The organism is Ruminococcus hominis, from assembly GCF_014287355.1.
GTDB classification, from domain to species: domain Bacteria; phylum Bacillota; class Clostridia; order Lachnospirales; family Lachnospiraceae; genus Schaedlerella; species Schaedlerella hominis.
The window spans coordinates 2,650,869-2,674,216 of the sequence record NZ_JACOPE010000001.1 but is presented as its reverse complement, the minus strand read 5'-3'; the positions used below and the strand labels follow the sequence as shown (position 1 = coordinate 2,674,216).

Here is a 23,348-nt window from a genome sequence, read left to right as displayed (position 1 = left end):
CATTTTTACTGAAGAGTATCCGCAAGGCATAGAAAGAGTAGGTTGAAGATGCATAATTTCAATGAGTAACATCCTCACGTTATCGAAAACGTGTGATGTAGATGCAATTTAATATGACAGGCAGGATGAAAAGCATCTGCAAGTTTAAAGAAAAGTAAGTTGCGGATACATCGGTCTCAAAAAAAGCATCTGCAACAGCGAATATTAAGGCAGTGCAGATACAACGGTTGCCATAAAGGCATCTGTACAAGCAAATTGGCAAATACTTGGACAAATGAGAAACCGGAGACAAATAAATTCATATGAGAAGATAAAAGTTTATCCTCACCATTTTTGCAAATCAAAAATGATGAGGATATTTAAGATTAAAATAAACGGATATAATAAGTGGCTCGTCCAGCACCCTCGCGTTTTAATTTGCCGGTGGCTACGAGTTTTCTGAGTGAGCTTTCAATAGAGCTAATACTTAAAGAAGGACAGAGTTCGTGTATATCCTGCTTTGTGAATCGTCCAATTTTATTTTCGGCAGCCATTCGGACCATATCTATTGCCGGTAACTTCTTTTCAATAATAGAAAATCTGTCTTCAAAGTCTTTATATGCAGCTAATATAGTTCCAAGAATATATTTAATAAATGGAACAGTATCTTCGGTACCTTCGTGCCATCCAATTTGTGCTTGATTCAGTGCTTTATAATACAAGTCCTTATTCTGCGCAATTTTTGCTTCCAGAGAAATATATTTTCCCACATAAAATCCATTTCTATATAATAGCAGAGTAGTGAGCAGTCGGCTCATTCGTCCGTTTCCATCATTGAATGGGTGAATGCAGAGAAAATCGTGGATGAAAACTGGAATTGCAATGAGCGGTTCAATTTCAAAATTCCCGATAACTCGATTATACTCTGCACAGATTCGCTCTAACGCTGCTGGTGTTTCATATGGAGCAAGTGGCGTAAATAAAATTTCAGTGTGACCATCAGGATAAGTAGCACTGATATAGTTCTGATTATTTTTTGTACGTCCGGCCATAGGATTGTTCATATGACTATACATAATTTTATGAAGCTGAAGAATGTAACCTTGAGTAATAGGAATTGCATCGAAACTTTCATGGATGATATTGAGAACATCTCGATAGCCGGCGATTTCCTGCTCATCCCTGTTTTTCGGTGTCGTTTTTTCTTCCACTAATTGCTTTATACGAGTGTTGGTTGTCATGATACCTTCGATTGCATTGGATGCTTCTGTACTTTGAATCTTTGCAATCTCGACTAATTTTTCAAGTTCCTCCGGTCGCTGCTTTAAATAGAGTTCTTGTTTACCAGCTTCTTTGTAGATTGCAGCAATGAGTCCAAGTATTTCTGAATCCCATTTTTGCTCTTTGATCTTTGAATAATTAAATATACGCATTTCTATAATCACCTTCTTTTCCCTTAAAATATATAATAAAATAAGGGAAAAATCAATTAATAAGGGATAACTTCCCTTATATTACGTATGAAAATAAGGGATAGATTATGAGAGATTAGTATTGACGGAAAAAGGAAATTTAATACGTGCTGAAAAGAATCAGCCATTCGATTGGCGGGAATCGTGAAAAAACTTTTGATATTATAGAAGGAATAGAAGATTCTTGAGTGGAATGGGAGGTACTGTATGGATAAAGAAATATCGGAAAACAGTAATGCAGATTTGATTAGGAAAATCTATCGATATTATGCAGAGTCGGAAAATGTATTTACTGAAAAGAATAAACTTATTGATGAAAAAATCATGAAGGTATTTCGAAAATATTATAGTGGACCGATTCAATCAATGGAAGCATTTCGAGATGAAATATTTGGAATTGCGATGGAGGTGCAAGAAGAATATTTTTGTGAAGGATTTAAATGTGGTAGAGAGTTTGAAAAGTTATAAATACATATCTTTTGTGAATTGTAATGTTTATGTAAAAGTAATATAATTGTCTATAGATATAAAAAATATAATTATAGATGAAAAATTTTTATTAGGGAGGAAGAAGAATTAAAATAAAGATAAATAGTCGGAATGTGGTTTAAGGATTTAAGAAAACACAAGGAGAGTATGATGAAAGAGAAATTTAAAGAACATAAAAAATTGTATATACCTATTTCGATTATTGTTGTTTTGGCAATTTGTGCCGTTGTAGGCTACACAGCAAAAGTTAAATATGATCAAAAACAAGAAAAAATTCGGGCTGAAAGAATCGAGACAAAAAATAAGGAGATTTCAAAGACATACAAAAGCTTTGAAAAAGAAGAAGATAGAACTAAAAAATTAGAAATTTTAAAATCTTTTGAAAAAGAATATAGCCAATACAAAAAATCTGGAAGCGTAGATGAAATTTGTGAAAAAGAATATGCGAATAAAATTAAATCTATGAAAAACTTTTTTGTTAAAGATTATGACGATACCGTTAGCACTATTTCTGATGAAATTGGTAAAGATATTAATAGTTTTAATGATAAAGATAAACTTTCTTCTTATGTAAAAACTTTAACTGAATTAAAAGATAGAATTAAAACTGAAAGTGAAAATTACAATATTGTTGATAAAGATAAATTAGAGGAATATAACAACACTATTGACAAAAATATTAAATCCTATAATGACAGATTAGAAGCAATTAAGAAGAAAGAAAAAGAAGATGCTGAAAAGAAGAAAGCAGAGGAAGAGGCAAAAGCTAAAAAGGCTGCTGAAGAAGCAGCTAAAGCTCAACAACAATCAAGTACTACATCATCTGATTCTTATGTAAATAATGGTTCTTCATCTTACGATTATAGTTATGATAATTCTGGAAATTACAATTATGATTATAGCGGAGAAAATTATAACTATAGTAATGGAAATAATAATTATTCAGGAGATTCATCATCTAATGGATCATCAAATTCATATTATCCAAGTGATAATTGGACACAAGGATGGGGATCAGAAGCTAATGGAAGTTGGATTAGAGATAATAATACTGGTAATATTTATGATGGGGATACTGGTAATTATGTTGGAAATATTAAAGATTGGTTATAATTAATTTAAAATTATATATGTCTTTTTGACTATCTTTTTATATCTTCTTAAATGTCCGCAAAGCCTTATTTTATCGGCTCTACGGGCATTTTGCTTTTGTGGTAAACCTCACATATCTAGGTCTATCTTCTTATATTTTCGCTATCAAGCGTGGTTAAAATCGTGGTAAATACTTCTATGCAATTAGACGCTGAACCTCTGATTTTGCGGTATCTATGGACGCATGAGCGTACCAATTCATTGTGATACTAATGTTTGAATGCCCCATGATATACTGTAAATCTTTTGGGTTCATGTTCTTGCTTGCCAGCCTTGTGCAGAACGTATGGCGTAGCGTATGCGGTGTGATATGTGGCAAGGGATTGTCCTTGTGGTGCTTGTTGTATTTCTTTACCATACGGACAAATAAGGCGTTGTAATCAATCGCAACTTTTGGCTTGTCCTTATGATTGACAAATAGGAAATTGCCCCGTCCGTCTATCACAAATGGTTCTGCCTTTGGGCGTTTCTTCATAACCCGTTGAAATGCCTGTATCGTTTCTCTGCTTAATGGTACTTGCCTTATTCCGCTTTTCGTCTTAGGCGTTTCAATATAATAGCCTTGTTCCTTGCTCTTTAGTAACTGGTGGTCGATAATCACAACTTCATTCTTGAAATCAATATCGGCTACTGTCAGTCCGCACAGTTCCGAGATACGAAGTCCTGTTTTTAACAGTATCAGCACATCATCATAATACTTGTGATACACATTGTCCGTCTTGATGAATGAGAGTAAGGCTTGTTCCTGTTCCTCTGTCAATGCAACTTTCTCTTTGGTATCATTTTCTAGGACTTCACTTAACTTGAAATCAAAGGGATTTTTCCTTACGCAATCGTCTTGTATGGCGATATAGAATGACGCTTTTAACGAGCGTTTATGGTTGTTAATGGTATTGTAGGAAAAGCCTTTGTCTTTCATGCGTAACGCCCATTCTTTAGCGTCAGAGGGTTTTATCGTATCAATGCTCCTAGCACCTAACTTATCCTCTTTCAATAACCGCATGAGTTGTTCCCGTTGTTTTATTGTGCTTTTCTTCACATTTGCCCTCTGTGCGTTCTGTTTGGCATAGAGTTGGCAAAGCGTCATTTTCTTGCCTGTGCTGTCGATACCGTCCTCAATATCCCGTCTTATCTGCTGTTCCAGTTCACGAAGTGAGGGTTTTTCCCGTTTTCCCTTTGGTGTCGGGTCTGTGGGTGTCAATCTCCAAGCATACACATATTTTGTGTTTCCAAATGCGTCTACATATTTATATAAGTATTTCCCGTCTGTTCGTTGGCTCTCTCCAGTATGCAGGATACGACCTTTGTTATCCCGTCTTTTTTCTTTCATGGTGTCTGCTCCTTTCCTTGTTGGAAAGAGCCTTGATATGACTTGTGTTCATCATAACACATACAAGGCTCATTTGCATTAGATTGCGTCCAATTTGTCAATAACCTGTTCAAACTGTCGGCGTTTAATCTGTATGCGGTTGCCATTCATAATGAGCCAGCCAGCGTCCTTGTTTTCCTCTGCTAAGCGTCTTAACTTGTTTTCTCCGATACGGAAATACTTTGACGCTTCTTCAATGGTAAGGGTGTATTTTTCCCATACGGGAATATCGTTGTTATTCATCAGATACCCCCTTTCCCATGTTTCGTGTCATACTGGATATAGGGGATAAGGTCGGTGCGGTTTATCCTCTGTAAATGGGCGGTTAATTTACTGGAAAGGGAATTGCTGTATCTTGCCTTATCAAGCATAGTTCCCACTTTTTCCAGTCCGCCTAATGCGTCATGTTCTTCCAAGAAGTAAAAACTTTTGACAGCGGAAATCACGCCACCCTCTGTGAGCCATTGCTGTGTTTCTTCAAGGGAATTTTGCTGTTTTGGTACTTGCAGTTTTAAGACTTCCACAGCCCCTAAAAAGCGTTCCCAAAACCGACAAGTTTTCCATCTGCTCTTATTACTTTCGTTTCTGTTTGGTACGACAAAGCGTAGGTTGTTTGCCAATAGACCGAAAGCCAGTTCTCCAAGTTCCAGCGGTCTTTCCTTGAATGTCATGGCAAAAGCATGAGCCTTATCATCACGCAGTTGCATTTCTGTCCGTTTCCAACTGCCGACTTCCTCAAGCGTCTTATTATGTTTTGAACAGACTTCCTTATCCTTATCATAAAAGCGGTAGGACAATCCCGATTTACCAGCACCGATATAAACAGTCTTTGCGGTGTCGAAATCATCAAACTTGCTTTCGTCAAAGTGGTAGCCCTCACTATTCGAGATAAATTCCTCTTTTTCGCATTTCTTCTTTATCTGCTCTATGGTAAAAAATGGCTTTTCGTTTTTATCATCAATGGCAATATCAAGCCTTGTGAAGTGGAAGTTATCCTGTCCGTATCTTCGCTCACAATGTTTGAACATATCCCCAAAAGTACAATTCCTACTGTCGAGAATACGGAAAATATCATCACACCCTCTGCCGGTCATAACAAGATAACAGCCTAACCCTTGTGGGTTATCCTCTGTTTTTCTTGCGTCGCCCGATACATAAATATCTCCAATCTGCCAGCGTGCTTGATAGGTTTTGTATTTAATGCTTGCCGGATAGACATTGAAAATGTCAGTCGGTAAACCTAAAATGTGCATGATGACATCTTCAGCAGTTGCCGTTTCAAATACAATGCTGATGTAATCAATCTTAACGGATAAATTTTTGTGTGTAGTTATAGTGCATTACTCCTTTCGTATGTCCCGTTTTTTGCGGGGTAAAAATTGTGTTTTTTCCTTTATTTATCACAGTTTCTAGGTACTATGACATGTATGCGCAGGGCGGTGTTACATATACGCCCTTTATGAACGCCTAAAGGCGTTCCCTTTCTTCCTGTGTCTGATCCGTTCTTAACGCTCACGAGCCTTGTAAGGCTCGTGGCTAAACGGAACAGCCCCAGTCAGAAACCTTATTTTCGGTCTGATAGTCTATGCTTATTCATGCTATCAAAATGAAAATACATCTTTTCTATGCTTACTCAAGCGTGTGATTGACCCTAGCGTGCTTAATCACTCTATCTGATACGATAATAACGCCATTAGAATTACTTGTCAAGAAGTTTTTGTTGACTTTTAGATATATATTAAGTATGATATGCTTATAAATACCAAGAAAAGCAATGAAAGGAGTGTTTATACTAAGTCATGGAGCATTACGAAAAGAAAATCAGTTTCTTAGGAGAGAACATACAGACCATAAGAAAGCATAGAGGAATGAAACAACAGGAACTTGCGGACAAAATCGGTATCAATATGCAGAGCCTTTCCAAGATTGAACGTGGCGTGAATTATCCTACCTTTGATACGCTGGAAAAGATAATGGACGTGCTGGGAGTAACACCCAATGAATTATTGTCGGGAGAATGGAAGTATATTGACCACACCGAGCCCTATATCATGGATATTATCAAACGGGAACAAGACTTCAATGTTTCCTTAGATTACCTGTCTGAAAATGAATTTTTCGATGATGAAAAAGAATGCACATTTTACAAGGCATATAAACTCATACAGTATATCCATAACTACATTACCAATGAGGTTACGGAGTTGGAAGAACTTATGGAAATCAAGCAGTTGATACAGCGTCAAAAACTGGAACGCATGATAAAAGTACATAAGGAAATGCGAGGGTTAGACCGATACAGAGAACAGCCCAAAGAGTATAAATACCATGACCCTTATGATGATTGGATATTTCGTCAGCTTGCGGATATAGACAACAGAAACAACATTCCCGACACTTCTCCACAAGTAGACTTCAATGAAGCAGACTATGAAGATTATCTAAAGGCGAAATGGAACAGAGGTCTTTAATTTCCTCTTGCATGGAAGATACAGCAAACAAAAAGCCCAGTAAAGAGTGCAAAGCACCACCAATGGTGGCAAGGCTCTTGACAGGGCTTTTTCTTTTCTGTTGTGGGGTAATCAAGAGGAAGAAAGAAAAAGTGTGCATTTTTGTTCCATAAATGCTAAGGGTATGCTGATTTTTATTGTGGCGGATATATGGAACTGTTATAATATGGATATGAAGAAAGCGACAAATTTGAAAGTGTTAATAATTTTCAAACAGCCTCATTGCATGGAAATAAGAAACAGACTATCCTTAAAGTAGGAGGTGGCACAAATGGCAAATGAAGATAAAAAAGATTTTAATGCTATGTTGCATGATAGTAAGGATATGCCAAAATTTCAAATTATCATAGACCAGAAAAGTATTGAGAAATATGGTGGAAACAAAATGTATTTTGCTCCCCCGATTGACTATGACAAAGTAATGAAAAAAGTTCCGTATGGTAAAGTGATTACGGTTGGAAAAATACGAGAACACTTTGCAAAATTGAGTGGTGCAGATTTTACAGAGCCGATTACAGCGGGTATATTTGTTTCTATTGTAGCGTGGGCGAGTTATCAGCGTTCCGAAGATGAAACACCCTATTGGAGAACATTAAAAGCAAACGGAGAATTAAATGCTAAATATCCAAATGGTATTGAAGCACAGAAAGAAAAATTAGAAGCAGAGGGACATACCATTATTCAAAAGGGGCGTAAAAATATACGATACTATGTAAAGGACTATGAAAATTCTCTTTTTGATTTGAAATAGGCAAATTCTATTTCACAATTTCATATCTCTATACACAAAGCAGTTAGTCTTAGGATTGACTGCTTTTTTCATACCTAAATTTCAGATTGGAGTGATGAAATGGTGTTTGTTAGAGCTGTTCAGTAAGATTATCGGTGCATAAAATTTTATTGTGGTGCAGATATGAAAATGATATAATGTGGATATGAAGAAAGCGACAAACTTGAATTTGTCGAGCTGGTTAGTTCGAGATAATTTTGAGTTTGTTAAGATGTGGTGCACTTGATGGAATCACAGGTACGACATCATATTATGGAGGATGAAATAGATGATAGGTTTGATTGTTGCGAGGTCAAAGAATAATGTTATAGGCAAGAATGGTAATATACCATGGAAAATAAAGGGAGAACAAAAGCAATTTAGAGAGTTAACAACGGGTAATGTGGTTATTATGGGGCGAAAGTCTTATGAAGAAATCGGTCATCCGTTGCCTAATAGAATGAATATTGTTGTTTCCACCACAACAGAGTATCAAGGAGATAATTTAGTTTCAGTTAAATCATTAGAAGATGCATTATTATTGGCTAAAGGACGAGATGTATACATATCTGGTGGATATGGACTATTTAAGGAAGCTTTGCAAATAGTAGATAAAATGTATATCACAGAAGTAGATTTAAATATTGAAGATGGAGATACATTCTTTCCAGAATTTGATATCAATGATTTTGAAGTTTTGATAGGGGAAACACTTGGTGAGGAAGTGAAATATACGAGAACATTTTATGTAAGGAAAAATGAATTGAGTAGATTTTGGATTTAGGGTGTTTTCATAAATATATTGCTTTTTATGCATATATAAATTGTTGTAAGACAAATTCCAGTTTGAAAAGGGGAAATGAAAAAGTGGCAATTTCAAATATAAATACAATTATTAGTAATGATATTCAAAAAGTTTGGAACATTGTTTTAGCTGTTGATAAATATAACTCATGGCGAAGTGATTTGAGCAAAACAGAAATAATAAATGACAAACAATTTATTGAATACACAAAAAATGGATATGCTACTACATTTACCGTTACCGTTGCAGAACCATATAAACGCTGGGAATTTGATATGGAGAATAGCAACATGAAAGGTCATTGGATTGGTGTTTTTATAGACAAAGGGAATGAAACACAAATAGACTTTACAGAAAATGTGATACCTAAAAAGTGGTTTATGAAACCTTTTGTAAAAACCTATTTGAAAAAACAACAAAAGCAATTTGTTCTGGACTTAAAGAAAGCATTGGAATAATAAAATTCAAGATTGGAGGGTTGGAAATGGCTTCAAGTAAAGATTATTTACAATTTGTTTTAGAACAATTATCAGAATTACAAGAAATAACATATCGTGCAATGATGGGAGAATTTATTATTTATTATCGTGGAAAAATCGTTGGCGGTATATATGATGATAGGTTACTTGTAAAACCAACAAAGTCTGCAATTTCTTATATGCCGACAGTTACTTATGAAATTCCATACGAAAACGCCAAAGAAATGTTATTGGTGGAAGAAGTTGATAATAAAGATTTTCTGACGGGGGTATTTGATGTGATGTATGATGAACTACCAACGCCAAAACCTAAAAAGAAAAAATAAACAGCTTCTAGTTTACAATTTCATATCCATATACACAAAGCAGTTAGTTTTAGGATTGACTGCTTTTTAAAAAGACACCATTTAGGTGTAATGATGTCTTTTGGGTGTTATTTTATAGGTCATATCAAGGCTCATTCAATCGTGGTAAATTCGTGGTAAAATGAGTTTTTTCTATACTTCAAAATACTTGAAAGTATAGTGTTTATGCGGATAATCGAAAATTAGATATAAAATTTATAAGAAATTAATTATATAATTTTAAGTGGTGGCAGCTTCAAAGCTGTCGCCACTAGTTGTTTTTTAGAAAAAAATTATATGATAAAAAGTTGGCTGATTTGATAATAGAAATGTAGTATAATGAAATCAAATGAATTAAGGATGGGAGGAAAGCAAGATGTTATTTATTTGGTATCCAAAATGCTCTACATGTCAGAAGGCTAAGAAATGGCTGGACAGTCATGAGATAAAGTATACGGAGAGGCATATTGTTGAAGAGAATCCAACATATGAAGAGTTGAAAGAATGGCATCAGAAGAGCAGCTTGCCGTTAAAGAAATTCTTTAATACCAGTGGGATGCTGTATAAGGAGCTGAAACTGAAGGACCAGCTTCCGAAGATGAGTGAAGATGAACAATTGAAATTGTTGGCGACAAATGGGATGCTAGTGAAGAGGCCATTGTTGGTGACGGAAGATAAGATGTTGGTTGGATTTAAGGAAGCGGAATGGAAGAATATATAATTATTTGGTGATAAATTAAAAGAGGGGAAGAAAATTTAGATGGAGTACAAATTGTGGGTAGTAGAAGAAGGCAAAATAGAAGATGTGCCATACAAAGTGTCACAGAAAGAAAATTTTATGGTGGATAAAAGCACGGGAAATTATCATTTGATGCCTGAAGATTTGAAAAGGGCAGAAGCTATATCACAAGCTATATCCGATAAATTAGGAGTTTTGAAGAAAGAATTAGAAAAACAATTGGAAGAGAAGCAGATTAATTATGTAAAAGGTCGAGGAAAATCTTTGCGTCATAATCCAAGAATTACGACATTTCAGGAAGATAACTTTGAAAATGCGAGAAACATATTTAGTTATCTTTGCGTTACATTGCAGTCTAATCCAAATAGAAAATATGAATTGACGTGTTTTAGATTTTGTAAAAGAGAGAATACAATTGAGTGCATATTAAAATCCATACAATACGAGACATCTGTTAATATTATATCAAGTGATATATATCCAGAATCATTGGAAGATGGTGCTGAATCTTCCAGTAAGGATATTGACAAATTCCAATATTACTTTAATCCAAATGTTAAATTTGACAATGACGAAAAAATCATAATAGAAGATTTTATAAATTACATTGAAAGAAATGAAAAACGCATTAAATAATATAAAAAGAAGAAAAAGAAGTAATAGAAATTCTGAAAAGTTTTAGAGTTGCGGAATAGTTTTATTTATCATTTGTTCTAGAACTGTAAAAAATGCTGCCGTGTCAAAATTTTTATTGTTGCATATAATAATATAAGTGATATATGCAGGAGTGACACGATGCGCATATGTGAATTACGAGAAAAAGAAGTAATTAATACCTGCGATTGTAAGGTGTTAGGATGTGTAGTAGATATAGATTTTGACTTGTGCAGTGGACAGATAGAAGCAATTATCGTTCCAGGTCCAGGAAAAGTATGTGGGATATTTGGCGTGGACTCGGAATATATTATCCCATTTGCATGTATCAGGAAAATCGGACCCGATATTATATTAGTGGAGATTCAGAAAGAAAAGTTTTTGAAGAAAATATAGTAGATAAGAGAGTTTTGATTTCATTAACGCAAATCGAAACTCTCTTATCTATTTTTGCTTATGTGGGTCAGGCCACAAAGTCTAATAGGATGTGTATCTAATAAGGGGAGCATAAAAGTCTGAAAAATTATTCTCCAGAAATCTTACAGCAACTGTCTCTTTCAATCAAATGATGTGGCACGATAATCTTTGTCGCAACCAATCCGGGATTTTCAATATGATTAATAATCTGTGAGGCTGCTTCAATTCCCAGCTGGCATGAATTGATGTCAATGGATGTGAGCTGTGGAGAAGTCAATCTTGCAAATAATGAATTATTAAAGGAGATGATTGATAAATCTTCCGGAATCGACAGCTTGTTCTGCAGACATACTCGTTCCAGAGAAACAGCAAGAATATCATCACTTACTACAATTGCGGTTGGTGGTTCAGATTGTAATAATAACGCAGAAATTTCTTCGGTATTATTCTGTGATACATTTGCAACTTCTACACAGTATTCAGACCGCATCGGAAGTCCATGTTTTGCTAGTGCGAGCAGGTAACCGGATTTTCTGTCAGCAGAGAAAATGAGATTGCTGTCAGCACCCAGATATGCAATGCGACGATGACCGAGCTGGTAGAGGTATTCAGTTGCTTCCTGCCCTGCCAGCAGATTATCATTATCAATATATATACTCTGATTTGTGTATTGTGTAGCTTTTCCAATCAGACTGTATAGCAATCCTTCATTAAATAAATAGTCGATAACAGGATCATCTTTTCTGGAATACAGAACGATAAACGCATCTACTTTACCACTTCTCGACATGGAGCGGACTGCTTGTAATATTTCGTTTTCGTCCTGTCCGGTTACAATTGTTGTCATGTATTGTTTTTGGTTACAGTAATGACTGACACCGCGAACTGCTTCAAGATAAAATGAGTTTTCGTATACTTCACGTGCAGACGCAGGAAGGATAATCCCTATTGTTCGTGAATTTTGAGAAGCAAGGTTACTAGCCTGGAAATTTGGTTCATATCCAAGCTCGAGCATTGCTTTTCGAACCTTTTCTTTTGTTTCACTGCTGATAGAAGGGTTGTTTTTACAGGTTCTGGATACTGTAGAAGGAGATACACCTGCCAAAGCTGCCACATCTTTAATTGTCACTGTCATAAATAAAGCCTTTCGTTTTCATGTATAAGTTATAAATAGTATTTTAAAGAAAGAAAATAGTAATGTCAAATGCATTGCATAAGAAATTGCATGAGTTATGCAAAAGAGCTGAAAATGAAAAGACGGAAATGTTGAGCAATAGTAACAAAAGCATAGATAATAAATTGTATGATATTTCAAAATGACAAAAATGAAACTAGAAAAATGCACAAAAACAAGAATGGTAAATTGTGGAAAAAAGAGAAAGAAATGCGATATTAGAAAATAGAATTGAAATATCATAAAATTCTGACTATAATTAATGCAAACGGTTGCACAAAAAGATGCAACAGATACTTAGTGATGTAGAATTTGCAGAAAGTACGATATGGCTTATGGGAGATTTTAACAGTCTGGATAATATAAAAGGGGAAGGTTACGAATTAATCTGTAACAGTGGATGGAAGGATACATATGTGTTAGCAGAAGAAAAGGATGATGGTATTACGGTGGAAGAAGAAATTGATGGCTGGCGTGAATCCGATGGCAGAAGCAATCTGAAAAATGAAAAGAGACTCGATTATATTTTCTGTAATCAGGAGAAACAAGTTCATTCATCAAAGGTTGTTTGTAATGGAAAGGTTTATCCGGTTGTATCCGATCACTATGGAGTCATGATAGAAGTTTAATTAAAGGTTTTAAAAGAAAGGGAGATTAAAAATGAATGAAAGAGCTGCAGGTATTTTAATGCCAATCAGTAGTTTGCCATCTGAATACGGCATTGGATGTTTTTCAAAAAGTGCATATGAATTTGTAGATTGGTTAAGGGAAGCCGGACAGAGTTACTGGCAGATACTTCCTCTTGGTCCGACCAGTTACGGAGATTCGCCGTATCAGTCTTTCTCTACATTTGCAGGGAATCCATATTTTATCAGTCTGGATGAGCTGATTGAGGAAAAAGTGCTGACTCGTGAAGAGTGCGATAAAGTAAATTGGGGGACAACAAAAAATAAAGTAGACTACGAGAAAATTTATAAAGGGCGCTACCCATTGCTTCGAAAAGCATATGAGAGAAGTAATATCAGCGAGAATCCGGATTACCAGAAATTTGTTGCAGAAAATAACTGGTGGCTGGCAGATTATGCATTATTTATGGCAGTAAAGGCAAGATTTGATGATGTAGAGTGGACGAAGTGGGCAGAGGATATCAGACTTCGTTGGAATAATGCAATGGACTATTACAGGGAAGAACTCTATTACGATATCGAATTTCAACAGTATATGCAGTTTAAATTTCATGAACAATGGATGAAGCTGAAGAATTATGCGAACAGCAAAGGTATTAAAATTATTGGAGATATTCCGATTTATGTTGCGATGGATAGTGCTGATGCATGGGCACATCCAGAACTGTTTCAGTTAGATTCTGAAAATGTTCCGGTAGCAGTAGCAGGATGCCCGCCGGATGGATTTTCGGCAACAGGACAGTTGTGGGGAAATCCGTTATATCGATGGGATTATCATAGAAGCACCGGCTACGAATGGTGGATTTCAAGACTTCGCTATGTGTTCAATATGTATGATGTCGTACGTATTGACCATTTCCGTGGGTTTGACGAATATTTTTCTATTCCGTATGAAGCAGAAAATGCGATTGGCGGACATTGGGAAAAAGGACCGGGAATTGACTTGTTCCGTAAAGTAGAGCAGGCACTTGGATGGAAACCGGTCATTGCAGAAGATTTGGGTTATGTAACGGATTCTGTACGAGATATGGTAAGAGACAGCGGATTTCCTGGAATGAAAGTTCTGGAGTTTGCATTTGATTCCAGAGATTCTGGATGTGCGAATGATTATTTGCCACATAATTATCCGGTAAATAGTGTCGCATATACAGGAACTCATGATAACGAGACAATCGTTGGATGGTGGAGCAGTATTACGAAGGATGAACAGAAACTTGCAAGAGAATATCTTTGTGATCAGGCAACACCGGACAAGGAATTATACAAGTCTTTCATTAGCCTGATTATGAGAAGTAGTGCAAAACTCTGTGTGATTCCGATGCAGGATTATTTAGGACTGGATAACAAGAGCCGTATCAATACGCCATCGACAGTCGGAAAGAACTGGAAATGGAGAGTTAACACAAGACAATTGTCTGTTAAGCTGCAGAAAGAGATTTATGGAATGGCACTGAGATATGGAAGGATGAATTGGAACGATTCTATATAAATTTTTTAACAATAACGTAAACGCTTTTATTGCATAAGGCAGGAAATCCGGTTGCCGTCTCCCTTCTTTATAGCGTATGATATTAACATAAATGTTTACTCTAGGATAGAGCAAAAAAAGAAGGGGGATGTGACTTATCAATTTTACAAAAATATACTGTCGCATATATCAAAATTGTATGAAGGCTGCAATGTATATAATTCCTTGGCGTATGCCAAAGATATTAAAAGGCGCGGGATCTATTTTGCAGCTTCCAGAGTTTTTAAAGAAAAAGAAGCTGTCTAATGTTTTAATCGTGACAGGACCTAATATTCATAAACGAGGGCTGTTGGATGAATTAGAAAAAAGATTGCAGCAGGAAAATTTGTCATATTATATTTTTGATGACGTTTCACAAAATCCGACAGATACGGAAGTAGAGCACGGCGTAGAGATATTTAAGCGAGAAAAGTGTAGTTGTATTATTGCAGTCGGTGGTGGTTCTCCAATGGATTGTGCAAAAGCAATTGGTGCGAGAATAGCCCGTCCAAGAAAATCAATAAGACAATTGCAGGGGGTATTTAAGGTATTAAGACCGATCCCATTATTTATTGCAGTTCCGACAACTGCCGGAAGTGGTTCGGAGACTACGATCGCGGCAGTGATAACAGAAGAAAAAACACATCATAAAGCAGCAATTAACGATTTATGTCTGATGCCAAAGGTGGTTATTTTAGATCCGAAACTGACAGTTGCATTACCTCCTTCTGTTACAGCAGTAACGGGAATGGACGCATTATGTCATGCAGTAGAAGCGTATACGAATGATAAATACAATACAGAATTTGAGCGAGATTTATGCAGGCAGGCTGTAAAATATATTTATGACAATCTGTATACAGCGTATCAGGATGGAGAGAATCTGACAGCCAGACAGAAGATGCAGCAGGCGGCATTTTATGCAGGAAGAGCATTTACAAGAGGGAGTGTAGGATATGTTCATGCAATAGGTCATACGTTAAGTGGACTATATGATGTCCCCCATGGATTGGCGATGGCGATGTTACTGACGCAGGTTATGAGGGCATATGGAAGTGCTGTGCATGAAAAATTAGCGGAGCTATGTGATGTCTGCGGTATCGAAGCAGAGGACGCTGGCACACAGTCAAAGGCAGAGGCATTTCTTCAATGGATTGATAAGATGAACGAAAAGATGGGGATTCCAAAATATCCGGATATGATTCAGAAAAAGGATATTTCAAAGATTGCCAGGTGGGCAGAGAAAGAGGGAAATCCTTTGTATCCGGTGCCGGTTGTGTGGAAAAAATCAGAGTTTAGCCGATTTGTAAATCAGTTATACGATGATAGTAAAGAAAATATATAAATATTTAGAAATATTAAGCGCAGGATAAATTACCCTGCGCTTAAATCTCGTATTTATTATTCAGCAGCTTCCTCATCTGCTTCTTCAGCAGCATCGGCAGCAGATACGTGAACCTCTGTAATTGTAACTACAGTAGCTTCAGCATCAGTCATCAGATCGACGTCTTTGTCCTGAGCAATTGGCAGATCGCATACACGAATCGTATCGCCGACCTTTAGGTCTCCGACATCAACTTCAACTTTTTCTACCAGTGCAGCAGGAAGTGCCTTGAATGAGATCTCATGCAGCATCTGCTGTGGAACACCGGCGGCAAGTTTCTCAAGATTAATCAGATGTACTTCAGCAGTAGAGTGAACTTTTTCATTACTTACTAATGCCTGAAAATCAATCTCATCGACATAACCTTTCAATGGGTTATAATCGACCTCTTTAATAAGTGCATCATAAGTCTGTCCGTCAACTTCGAGCATTACCTGACCACCTTTTCCTTCGTCTTTTAGAAGCTGGTCAACAGCACGTTTGTCCATCTGCAATGGAATGGATTCTGTCATCTCGCGACCGAACAGATTACCGGTTACAAATCCTTCGCGTCTAAGTTTTTTGGCTTTTGTTGTCATGTTTCTTTTTTCAGCTTTTAAAGTATTCATTTATCTTTTCCTCCAAATACTGAATCACGCTTAGCAGCCTTCAACTTTTTTCTATAAGTAGGTTTTGTTAAGTTCTATTTCCTTGTTACAGTTTTATTATAGCACCGCGTGTCAAGAGAAAAACGTGGAAAACTGTGAAGAAAATGTGAAAAATCAAATATGATTTTGTGAACTCTGTGAATAATTAAAAATAACTTACAAGAGGAGTCGGAAAACTTTTGTTTTATCTAAAATATAGATAGAACAGATCATAAATAAATGTGCCAGTAAAGTACTGACAATTACTCCATTTGATGTGAGTAGGAATCCACTGTAAAACCCGAACCAGCAAATGAAACCAGAATATGCTCCCATTAATATCAGTAGAGGAAGTTGTTGGACAAAACCGTGTATCGTACTTAAAAAATCGTGCATTGTAAAATCGAAGTATATAAAACGACCGACTGCGAGTGTAATAAAATACATCATGAGTGAATCATAGTTATCATCATTGTAAATGAATTTGATGTATAGCAAAATCAATATAATATAGAAGGTTGAAACCAGACGTATGGAAGCCTTCTGATCGGAATCAAGTTCTTCCAGAGGAACAAGTACAATATCAAGCCATCCGTTTAGGATGACAGAGAAGCAGAGAAACAGCAACAACAATAAATCCTGGTATTTTTCCCAATACACAGAGACTGCAGGAATTCGCTCATCAAGAATATAGTATAATGATAAAAAGATGAGAATTGAAGTGCTGGCAAATACCATTTCAAAAAAACTTTCGATAATAGTGAGCTCTTTCGCCTGATGTTCGCGATTTAAACGACGTATTTTACGAGTAGTTAAAGAATCATCTTGCAACTTTTTATGCATTTGCAATTTAGCAATGCATAGGACAATTGTAATTACAATGATAAGTCCCAGAAGAGAGGCTAGCAGGTAGACTCCAATATTTTTGAAATTAAAATAATGTGTAGCATAGTATGTATTCATGAAAATTCCACCTTTCGCAAATATTATAACACAGTCGTGCAAATACAGAATAGAGTTTCTTTTACAGGAGGGTAAAAGAAAAATCATATTAAATATGAGCAATTCAGGATACCCTCTTGTAGAAATTGCAAAGATTACAGATATGACAGAAGAAAAAGTGAAAGAAATTTTAAAACATAATGACGTGAAATTGTAAGTTATTTTAATTCAGATAAAAATTTTTCTACCTCAACCGGAATTCGCTCATCTCTCCAGGCAAGGAGAATTTCTGTCGAGAGGTTCGTATCCTTAATAGAATAAGCATAAAGACAGGGGTTGAGTTCTCTCATGGAAGAAGGGAGGATGGCAACCCCTAAACCATGTTCGGCCAAAGTTATGGCGGTTCTGGCATCTTCACATTCGCAGTATATGTCACAAGTTAATCCATTATCTTCAAAAGCAGATATAATATATTTGCGATAGCGATGAGAAAGTATCAAGGATTTTTGTGATAGTTCTTTTAATGAAATATTTGTATATCCAATATCAAAAAAGCCAGGGATTGCCATTGCTACTAAATTCTCCTGTAGTAAAACGCTGGTGTTGCATTCATTTAACACAATCGGTGTTCTAAGTGTTGTAATATCTACCAGGCCATTTTCTAATTCATTTTTTAAAGCGAATGTAGAACCTTCATGTATATCAAAGTGAATATCAGGATATTTTGAAGCAAAACGAACTAAGTAATCAGACATAATGGAAACACTGGAAGGTGTCAGACCAATATGGAGAGTAGCAGACTGGCTTGCCTTAATTACTTCACGTTTGGTAATATCCGTCATAGTAAGCAGACTGGTGGCTCTGGCATAGAGCACTTTACCGGCTTCGGTTAGAGTAATTCTTTTTGTACCTCTGATAAAAAGCTGTACTTGTAATTCTTCTTCCAGCATTTTCATCTGGTAGCTTAATGGTGGTTGTGTCATGTGCAGAGCTCTGGCGGCAGCACTGACATTTCCCTCATCTACAATTGCATGAAAGTATTCTAATTGTTTGATTTCCATATAATTTTCTCCTATTGAAAAAGGCATATAAATATTGTTGCATTGCTATATAAAAACAATATTTTTTATATATTTTAATCTGTGTTATACTTGGAGTCAAGGAAAGAAAGCAAAAAAGGAATGAGAGTATGAAACGAATTGATTTTGAACACGGAACAATTACAGGAAATATTTTAGGTGCGGCCTTACCGATGCTGGTGGCGCAGATATTGAGTCTTTTGTATAATATTGTGGATCGAATTTACATTGCCAGAATTCCAGAAGTCGGAACAACAGCACTCGGAGCGGTGGGCTTATGTTTTCCAATTATTGTGATTATCACAGCATTCAGTAACTTGTTCGGAAGTGGCGGTGCCCCTTTATTTTCTATTAATAGAGGAAAAGGAGATACAAAAAAGGCTGAAACAATTATGAATACATCATTTTCAATGATGTGCATTTGTGGAGTGGTATTGATGGTAATCGGCATGTTGTTTGCAAGTCCGATACTGGTATTATTTGGTGCATCAGAGGAAGGGTTATCTTATGCGTATCCATATATGATGATTTATCTGATAGGAACAGTACCATCCATGATTGCAACAGGGATGAATCCGTTTATTAATGCACAAGGTTATGCTACATCAGGCATGCTGTCTGTAACAATTGGAGCAGTTGCCAATTTAATTTTGGATCCATTATTTATATTTGGATTGCATTTAGGAATACAAGGAGCTGCAATTGCAACGATTATTTCACAGACTTTATCAGCAGCATATGTATTTTATTTTTTAAGAAAGAAATCGGAGCTAAAAGTTCGAATGCTCTCCAAGGCAGAATGGAAAGTATGTGGAGCAGATGCAAAAAATATCGTGAGTCTTGGTAGTGCAGGATTTATTATGCAGCTGACAAATAGTTTAGTAACAATATGTTGCAACAGTGTGCTGTCAGGTATCGGAGGGGATGTTTATATATCAGTGATGACAATTGTATCAAGCATCCGGCAGATGGTAGAGACACCAATTTATGCTATGAATGAAGGAACCTCTCCAATTTTAAGCTACAATTATGGAGCACAGCGTCCAAAACGTGTTAGAAAAGCAATTAGAGTAATGACTTGTATGATTCTTATTTATACGGCAATCATTTGGAGTGTGATTATTTTTGCACCGGAATTTTTAATCGGAATTTTCAGTTCGGATAAAGAATTACTGGTAGATGCCGTAGAAGCATTGAAGTTGTATTTTGCAGCATTTATATTTATGGATCTGCAATATATTGGACAGACGGTATTTAAATCATTAAATAAAAAGAAACAGGCAATCTTCTTTTCGTTACTTAGAAAAGTATTTATAGTCGTGCCATTAACATATTTGTTTCCATATACATTTCACATGGGAACAAGAGGTGTGTTTTTAGCAGAACCGATATCAAATGTAATTGGAGGAAGTTTGTGTTTTATTACAATGCTGGCAATTGTGATGCCGGAGTTAAAGAAAATGAAGGAGGAAAATTATGAGTGAGTTAGATGTGATTCAAGGTTTTTTTAAGAAGGAGCAGAAAGATAAAATTGACAAATACCGTATTTTAAATGAAACGGTTGTAAAGGGACAAATCCTTTTTACAGGGTCATCATTGATGGAACAGTTTCCGATAAACGAATTGTTAATGACTGAGAAAATGGATTATATTATTTACAACCGCGGAGTTGGCGGGTTCACAACAGATGATATGTTAGAAAACATGGATGTTCAGGTGTTTGGTACAGAGCCGTCTAAGATTTTTATTAATATTGGAACAAATGATATTAGTAATCCGTCGATTTCTTTTGAGGAAGCACTTACACATACCATAACAAATTATGAGAAGATTCTGGTGCAAATTAAAGAAAAATTGCCAGAAACACAGGTGTATATGATGGCATATTATCCTGTAAAAGAGGATGCTCCGTTGCCAGAGGGGGAATGGGGTAGAACGATGTTTAAAAATCGAAATAATACAAATATACCGATAGCTAACGAAGAAGTCAAAAAACTGGCCGATAAATTTGGCTATACATATATCGATGTGAATAATGGATTGACAGATGCAAATGGAAATTTAAAAGAGGAGTATACGATAGAAGGTGTACATATGTATGCAAATGCGTATAGGTGTGTTTTAGAGAATCTTAAGAAGTATCTATAAGTTGGAGAGCCGGTTGGGGACGGGAGAGCCAGTTGGGGACGGGGGTTAATGGCTTTTTTGCGTAGCAAAAAGCCATTAACCCCCGTCCCCAAATGGTTCTTCCAGGCTCTAAATTACCATTCCAATCACATGTACGATCCATGCAGCAACCCAGGCAATTACACACTGCCAGATTACAACGCCGACTGCCCATCTGCTGCCAAGTTCTCTTTTGACAGAAGCAATTGCGGCTACACATGGTGTATACAACAGACTGAATACAAGGATGGAGGCAGCAGTTGCTGACGATAATACTGTGCTAATACTTCCTCCGAACAATACACCTAATGTTGATACAACACTTTCTTTGGCCATAAATCCGCTGATTAATGCAGTACAAATGCGCCAATCTCCCATGCCGAGCGGTTTGAATAATGGTACAAGCCATCCAGCGATAATCGCCAGCATACTGTCTGCAGAATCATTTACAAGATTCAAGTGAACGTTAAAGCTTTGCAGGAACCATACGACAATTGTTGCCAACAAGATTACAGTAAATGCGCGCTGTAGGAAATCTTTTGCTTTTTCCCATAATAATTGCATTACGTTTTTTGCTCCTGGTAAGCGGTAATTTGGCAGCTCCATTACAAACGGAACCGGTTCTCCTTTAAATAATGTTCCATTGTATAAAAGTGCTATCAGGATTCCGACTACAATGCCTAACAGATATAAGCCGGCCATGATAAATCCACCTTTTCCTGGGAAAAATACGCTTACAAAAAAGGAATAAATTGGCAATTTCGCAGTACAGCTCATGAAAGGAGTCAGCAAAATCGTCATTTTACGATCACGCTCACTTGTTAATGTACGAGTTGCCATAACTGCCGGAACTGTACAGCCAAAGCCGATAAGCATTGGTACAATGCTTCGTCCAGAAAGTCCGATTTTACGCAATAATTTGTCCATTACAAATGCAACACGTGCTATATAGCCACTGTCTTCCATTAAAGAAAGGAAGAAGAACAAGGTTACAATGATCGGAAGGAAACTTAGTACGCTTCCAACACCTGTAAAGATTCCATCGATTACAAGGCTGTGGATTGCATTATTGACATGGCCTGCAGTTAATGCTGCATCTACAAGAGCTGAAATTTTGTTAATACCAAGCTCCAATATCCCTTGCAGCCATGCACCGATTACGTTAAATGTCAAGTAAAATACAAGTACCATGATTCCGATAAAACAAGGAATCGCTGTATATTTTCCAGTTAGGATACGGTCAATTTTTTCACTTCGGATACGTTCTTTGCTTTCTTTAGGTTTTATAACAGTCTGTTCGCACAAACGCTCAATAAAGTCAAATCGCATATCAGCAATCGCTGCACATCTGTCTACTTCACGCTCAGTTTCCATTTGTTGAACGATATGTTCCAACATTTCAGTTTCGTTTTGGTCTAATTTTAACTTTTCCAAAATCAGAGGATCACCCTCGATTGCTTTTGTTGCCGCAAAACGTACAGGAATATTTGCGGCTTCGGCATGATCTTCAATCAAATGAATGACTGCATGAATACATCGATGCACAGAGCCATCATGGTCTGTCTTATCACAGAAATCCTGTCTAAGCGGATGCTCCTGATATTTTGCAATATGGATCGCATGCTTTATCAACTCATTTACACCCTCATTTTTGGCGGCTGAAATAGGAACTACAGGGACACCTAATAAGGCTTCCATTCCATTGACATCGATCGCACCTTGATTTCCGATTACTTCATCCATCATATTTAATGCGACAACCATAGGAATATCCATTTCAAGCAACTGCATTGTTAGATATAAATTTCGTTCAATATTTGTGGCATCCAAAATATTAATAATTGCCTTCGGTTTTTCATCCAATACAAAATTGCGGGAAACAATTTCTTCACTGCTGTATGGGGACATGGAATAAATTCCAGGTAAATCGGTAACTTCTGTATTTGGATATCCTTTTATTGAGCCGGACTTTCGATCTACTGTTACCCCTGGGAAGTTTCCTACATGCTGGTTAGAACCGGTCAGTTGATTAAACAGTGTTGTCTTTCCACAATTCTGATTTCCAACTAATGCATAAGTCAGCATTGTGCCGTCGGGTAATGGATTTTCATCTTCTTTGGAATGGTATTTTCCTTCTTCGCCAAGTCCGGGATGTGCTGAATCTTTAACACTTTCAATTCGTTTATGCTTCTGACTTCTTTCTTTGATTTCTTCAATTTCTATTTGAGCCGCCTCTGCAAGTCGAAGTGTCAGCTCATAGCCATGAATCTGAAGTTCCATCGGGTCTCCCATCGGAGCCAGCTTTACTACGGTTACTTCAGCTCCAGGAATCATTCCCATATCGAGGAAATGCTGACGAAGCGCACCCTCGCCGCCGACATTGTTAATGACTGCGCTCTTACCAATTTCTAGTTCTTTTAATGTCATGTCTTATGTTCATCCTTTTATTTTAGTTAGTTGTTGTTAACTTTTTCTCAATTATATCATCTTTTTTCTAAAAGTGAACTGATTTTTGATAATTTTTCTCATTTATATTCTTATATTTTATTTTTTACTTATTAGAACGACCTTGTTTTAAATCATATTTATGGTAAAATTTTTTATAA

At 36.4% G+C, this 23,348-nt stretch carries 23 protein-coding genes and 1 pseudogene; 15 read left to right on the top strand and 9 right to left on the bottom strand.

What is annotated here, in order from left to right; all coding sequences use genetic code 11:
* Positions 1–365: 365 nt before the first annotated feature.
* The gene (locus tag H8S40_RS11875; RefSeq protein ID WP_186865296.1) at positions 366–1,412 is read right to left on the bottom strand and encodes a Fic family protein; all 1,047 of its coding nucleotides are present in this window, start codon (positions 1,410–1,412) and stop codon (positions 366–368) included.
* 246 nt (positions 1,413–1,658) lie between these two features.
* Here H8S40_RS11875 and H8S40_RS11870 point away from each other — a divergent pair, with 246 nt between their 5' ends.
* Together H8S40_RS11870 and H8S40_RS11865 are read left to right on the top strand one after the other, a co-directional pair.
* Positions 1,659–1,919: a hypothetical protein gene (locus H8S40_RS11870; RefSeq protein ID WP_186865295.1), complete on the top strand. Its 261-nt coding sequence runs from the start codon at positions 1,659–1,661 to the stop codon at positions 1,917–1,919.
* Between the two features lie 171 nt (positions 1,920–2,090).
* Positions 2,091–3,053, top strand: a complete 963-nt coding sequence (locus tag H8S40_RS11865) for a hypothetical protein (RefSeq protein WP_207723266.1) — start codon at positions 2,091–2,093, stop codon at positions 3,051–3,053.
* A gap of 175 nt (positions 3,054–3,228) precedes the next feature.
* Here the strand turns inward: H8S40_RS11865 and H8S40_RS11860 are convergent, their stop codons facing one another.
* The 3 genes from H8S40_RS11860 to H8S40_RS11850 all read right to left on the bottom strand — a co-directional run bounded on the left by H8S40_RS11860 (position 3,229) and on the right by H8S40_RS11850 (position 5,765).
* On the bottom strand, positions 3,229–4,422 hold the full coding sequence (locus tag H8S40_RS11860; RefSeq protein ID WP_009243728.1) for a site-specific integrase: 1,194 nt from the start codon (positions 4,420–4,422) through the stop codon (positions 3,229–3,231).
* Positions 4,423–4,500: 78 nt separating this feature from the next.
* Positions 4,501–4,704, bottom strand: coding sequence for an excisionase (locus tag H8S40_RS11855; protein ID WP_002607397.1), 204 nt, complete (start codon positions 4,702–4,704; stop codon positions 4,501–4,503).
* Entirely contained in the window at positions 4,704–5,765 is a 1,062-nt protein-coding gene (locus H8S40_RS11850) for a replication initiation factor domain-containing protein (protein ID WP_256151268.1), read from the bottom strand. Before H8S40_RS11850 ends, H8S40_RS11855 begins: the two co-directional genes overlap by 1 nt.
* A gap of 495 nt (positions 5,766–6,260) precedes the next feature.
* Here H8S40_RS11850 and H8S40_RS11845 point away from each other — a divergent pair, with 495 nt between their 5' ends.
* The 8 genes from H8S40_RS11845 (at position 6,261) to H8S40_RS11810 (ending at position 11,157) form a co-directional block, all read left to right on the top strand.
* Entirely contained in the window at positions 6,261–6,932 is a 672-nt protein-coding gene (locus H8S40_RS11845) for a helix-turn-helix domain-containing protein (RefSeq protein ID WP_002322214.1), read from the top strand.
* Positions 6,933–7,242: 310 nt separating this feature from the next.
* Positions 7,243–7,722, top strand: coding sequence for an MGMT family protein (locus tag H8S40_RS11840; protein WP_002322212.1), 480 nt, complete (start codon positions 7,243–7,245; stop codon positions 7,720–7,722).
* 307 nt (positions 7,723–8,029) lie between these two features.
* Entirely contained in the window at positions 8,030–8,524 is a 495-nt protein-coding gene (gene dfrF / locus H8S40_RS11835; RefSeq protein ID WP_002322211.1) for a trimethoprim-resistant dihydrofolate reductase DfrF, read from the top strand.
* An 83-nt stretch (positions 8,525–8,607) separates the two neighbouring features.
* Complete coding sequence (locus tag H8S40_RS11830; protein ID WP_010775277.1) at positions 8,608–9,003, top strand: SRPBCC family protein; 396 nt, start codon at positions 8,608–8,610, stop codon at positions 9,001–9,003.
* A gap of 26 nt (positions 9,004–9,029) precedes the next feature.
* Positions 9,030–9,350, top strand: coding sequence for a TfoX/Sxy family protein (locus H8S40_RS11825; protein ID WP_186865293.1), 321 nt, complete (start codon positions 9,030–9,032; stop codon positions 9,348–9,350).
* Between the two features lie 394 nt (positions 9,351–9,744).
* Positions 9,745–10,089 carry an arsenate reductase family protein gene (locus H8S40_RS11820; protein ID WP_186865292.1) on the top strand — a complete coding sequence of 115 codons (345 nt, stop codon included), beginning with the start codon at positions 9,745–9,747 and terminating at the stop codon, positions 10,087–10,089.
* Positions 10,090–10,128: 39 nt separating this feature from the next.
* Positions 10,129–10,743 (top strand): hypothetical protein, encoded by a 615-nt coding sequence (locus H8S40_RS11815; protein WP_186865291.1) that lies wholly within the window; start codon positions 10,129–10,131, stop codon positions 10,741–10,743.
* A gap of 159 nt (positions 10,744–10,902) precedes the next feature.
* Entirely contained in the window at positions 10,903–11,157 is a 255-nt protein-coding gene (locus H8S40_RS11810; protein WP_022075833.1) for a PRC-barrel domain-containing protein, read from the top strand.
* A 127-nt stretch (positions 11,158–11,284) separates the two neighbouring features.
* On the opposite strand, the gene H8S40_RS11805 is transcribed toward H8S40_RS11810, so the two are convergent.
* Positions 11,285–12,313, bottom strand: coding sequence for a LacI family DNA-binding transcriptional regulator (locus H8S40_RS11805; RefSeq protein WP_186865290.1), 1,029 nt, complete (start codon positions 12,311–12,313; stop codon positions 11,285–11,287).
* A 323-nt stretch (positions 12,314–12,636) separates the two neighbouring features.
* Between H8S40_RS11805 and H8S40_RS11800 the strand changes: the two genes are divergently transcribed.
* From H8S40_RS11800 to H8S40_RS11790, 3 genes and pseudogenes are all read left to right on the top strand, one after another.
* Positions 12,637–12,981 carry an exonuclease/endonuclease/phosphatase family protein gene (locus tag H8S40_RS11800; RefSeq protein ID WP_186865289.1) on the top strand — a complete coding sequence of 115 codons (345 nt, stop codon included), beginning with the start codon at positions 12,637–12,639 and terminating at the stop codon, positions 12,979–12,981.
* 28 nt (positions 12,982–13,009) lie between these two features.
* A pseudogene (gene malQ, locus H8S40_RS11795) lies at positions 13,010–14,527 on the top strand (4-alpha-glucanotransferase); the annotation flags it as partial.
* A 190-nt stretch (positions 14,528–14,717) separates the two neighbouring features.
* Positions 14,718–15,890 carry an iron-containing alcohol dehydrogenase gene (locus H8S40_RS11790; protein WP_243238237.1) on the top strand — a complete coding sequence of 391 codons (1,173 nt, stop codon included), beginning with the start codon at positions 14,718–14,720 and terminating at the stop codon, positions 15,888–15,890.
* Positions 15,891–15,946: 56 nt separating this feature from the next.
* Here the strand turns inward: H8S40_RS11790 and H8S40_RS11785 are convergent, their stop codons facing one another.
* From H8S40_RS11785 to H8S40_RS11775, 3 genes are all read right to left on the bottom strand, one after another.
* Complete coding sequence (locus H8S40_RS11785) at positions 15,947–16,537, bottom strand: 50S ribosomal protein L25 (protein ID WP_022075824.1); 591 nt, start codon at positions 16,535–16,537, stop codon at positions 15,947–15,949.
* 195 nt (positions 16,538–16,732) lie between these two features.
* Entirely contained in the window at positions 16,733–17,518 is a 786-nt protein-coding gene (locus H8S40_RS11780) for a hypothetical protein (protein ID WP_186865287.1), read from the bottom strand.
* A gap of 197 nt (positions 17,519–17,715) precedes the next feature.
* A complete protein-coding gene (locus H8S40_RS11775) occupies positions 17,716–18,558 on the bottom strand; it encodes a LysR family transcriptional regulator (RefSeq protein WP_186865286.1) in 843 nt (280 codons plus the stop codon).
* A gap of 128 nt (positions 18,559–18,686) precedes the next feature.
* On the opposite strand from H8S40_RS11775, the gene H8S40_RS11770 reads away from it, so the two are divergent.
* Both H8S40_RS11770 and H8S40_RS11765 read left to right on the top strand, forming a co-directional pair.
* Positions 18,687–20,060 (top strand): MATE family efflux transporter, encoded by a 1,374-nt coding sequence (locus tag H8S40_RS11770; RefSeq protein ID WP_186865285.1) that lies wholly within the window; start codon positions 18,687–18,689, stop codon positions 20,058–20,060.
* On the top strand, positions 20,053–20,724 hold the full coding sequence (locus H8S40_RS11765; RefSeq protein WP_186865284.1) for a GDSL-type esterase/lipase family protein: 672 nt from the start codon (positions 20,053–20,055) through the stop codon (positions 20,722–20,724). The genes H8S40_RS11770 and H8S40_RS11765 overlap by 8 nt, the downstream gene beginning before the upstream one ends.
* 108 nt (positions 20,725–20,832) lie before the next feature.
* Here the strand turns inward: H8S40_RS11765 and feoB are convergent, their stop codons facing one another.
* Positions 20,833–23,169: a ferrous iron transport protein B gene (gene feoB, locus H8S40_RS11760; protein ID WP_186865283.1), complete on the bottom strand. Its 2,337-nt coding sequence runs from the start codon at positions 23,167–23,169 to the stop codon at positions 20,833–20,835.
* Positions 23,170–23,348 lie beyond the last annotated feature (179 nt).

Coding starts and splice junctions, on each gene's coding strand:
- H8S40_RS11875 (WP_186865296.1), bottom strand. CDS start 1,412: ATGCGTATATTTAATTATTCAAAGATCAAAGAGCAAAAATGGGATTCA.
- H8S40_RS11870 (WP_186865295.1), top strand. CDS start 1,659: ATGGATAAAGAAATATCGGAAAACAGTAATGCAGATTTGATTAGGAAA.
- H8S40_RS11865 (WP_207723266.1), top strand. CDS start 2,091: ATGAAAGAGAAATTTAAAGAACATAAAAAATTGTATATACCTATTTCG.
- H8S40_RS11860 (WP_009243728.1), bottom strand. CDS start 4,422: ATGAAAGAAAAAAGACGGGATAACAAAGGTCGTATCCTGCATACTGGA.
- H8S40_RS11855 (WP_002607397.1), bottom strand. CDS start 4,704: ATGAATAACAACGATATTCCCGTATGGGAAAAATACACCCTTACCATT.
- H8S40_RS11845 (WP_002322214.1), top strand. CDS start 6,261: ATGGAGCATTACGAAAAGAAAATCAGTTTCTTAGGAGAGAACATACAG.
- H8S40_RS11840 (WP_002322212.1), top strand. CDS start 7,243: ATGGCAAATGAAGATAAAAAAGATTTTAATGCTATGTTGCATGATAGT.
- dfrF (WP_002322211.1), top strand. CDS start 8,030: ATGATAGGTTTGATTGTTGCGAGGTCAAAGAATAATGTTATAGGCAAG.
- H8S40_RS11825 (WP_186865293.1), top strand. CDS start 9,030: ATGGCTTCAAGTAAAGATTATTTACAATTTGTTTTAGAACAATTATCA.
- H8S40_RS11820 (WP_186865292.1), top strand. CDS start 9,745: ATGTTATTTATTTGGTATCCAAAATGCTCTACATGTCAGAAGGCTAAG.
- H8S40_RS11815 (WP_186865291.1), top strand. CDS start 10,129: ATGGAGTACAAATTGTGGGTAGTAGAAGAAGGCAAAATAGAAGATGTG.
- H8S40_RS11810 (WP_022075833.1), top strand. CDS start 10,903: ATGCGCATATGTGAATTACGAGAAAAAGAAGTAATTAATACCTGCGAT.
- H8S40_RS11805 (WP_186865290.1), bottom strand. CDS start 12,313: ATGACAGTGACAATTAAAGATGTGGCAGCTTTGGCAGGTGTATCTCCT.
- H8S40_RS11800 (WP_186865289.1), top strand. CDS start 12,637: ATGCAACAGATACTTAGTGATGTAGAATTTGCAGAAAGTACGATATGG.
- H8S40_RS11790 (WP_243238237.1), top strand. CDS start 14,718: ATGTATATAATTCCTTGGCGTATGCCAAAGATATTAAAAGGCGCGGGA.
- H8S40_RS11785 (WP_022075824.1), bottom strand. CDS start 16,537: ATGAATACTTTAAAAGCTGAAAAAAGAAACATGACAACAAAAGCCAAA.
- H8S40_RS11780 (WP_186865287.1), bottom strand. CDS start 17,518: ATGAATACATACTATGCTACACATTATTTTAATTTCAAAAATATTGGA.
- H8S40_RS11775 (WP_186865286.1), bottom strand. CDS start 18,558: ATGGAAATCAAACAATTAGAATACTTTCATGCAATTGTAGATGAGGGA.
- H8S40_RS11770 (WP_186865285.1), top strand. CDS start 18,687: ATGAAACGAATTGATTTTGAACACGGAACAATTACAGGAAATATTTTA.
- H8S40_RS11765 (WP_186865284.1), top strand. CDS start 20,053: ATGAGTGAGTTAGATGTGATTCAAGGTTTTTTTAAGAAGGAGCAGAAA.
- feoB (WP_186865283.1), bottom strand. CDS start 23,169: ATGACATTAAAAGAACTAGAAATTGGTAAGAGCGCAGTCATTAACAAT.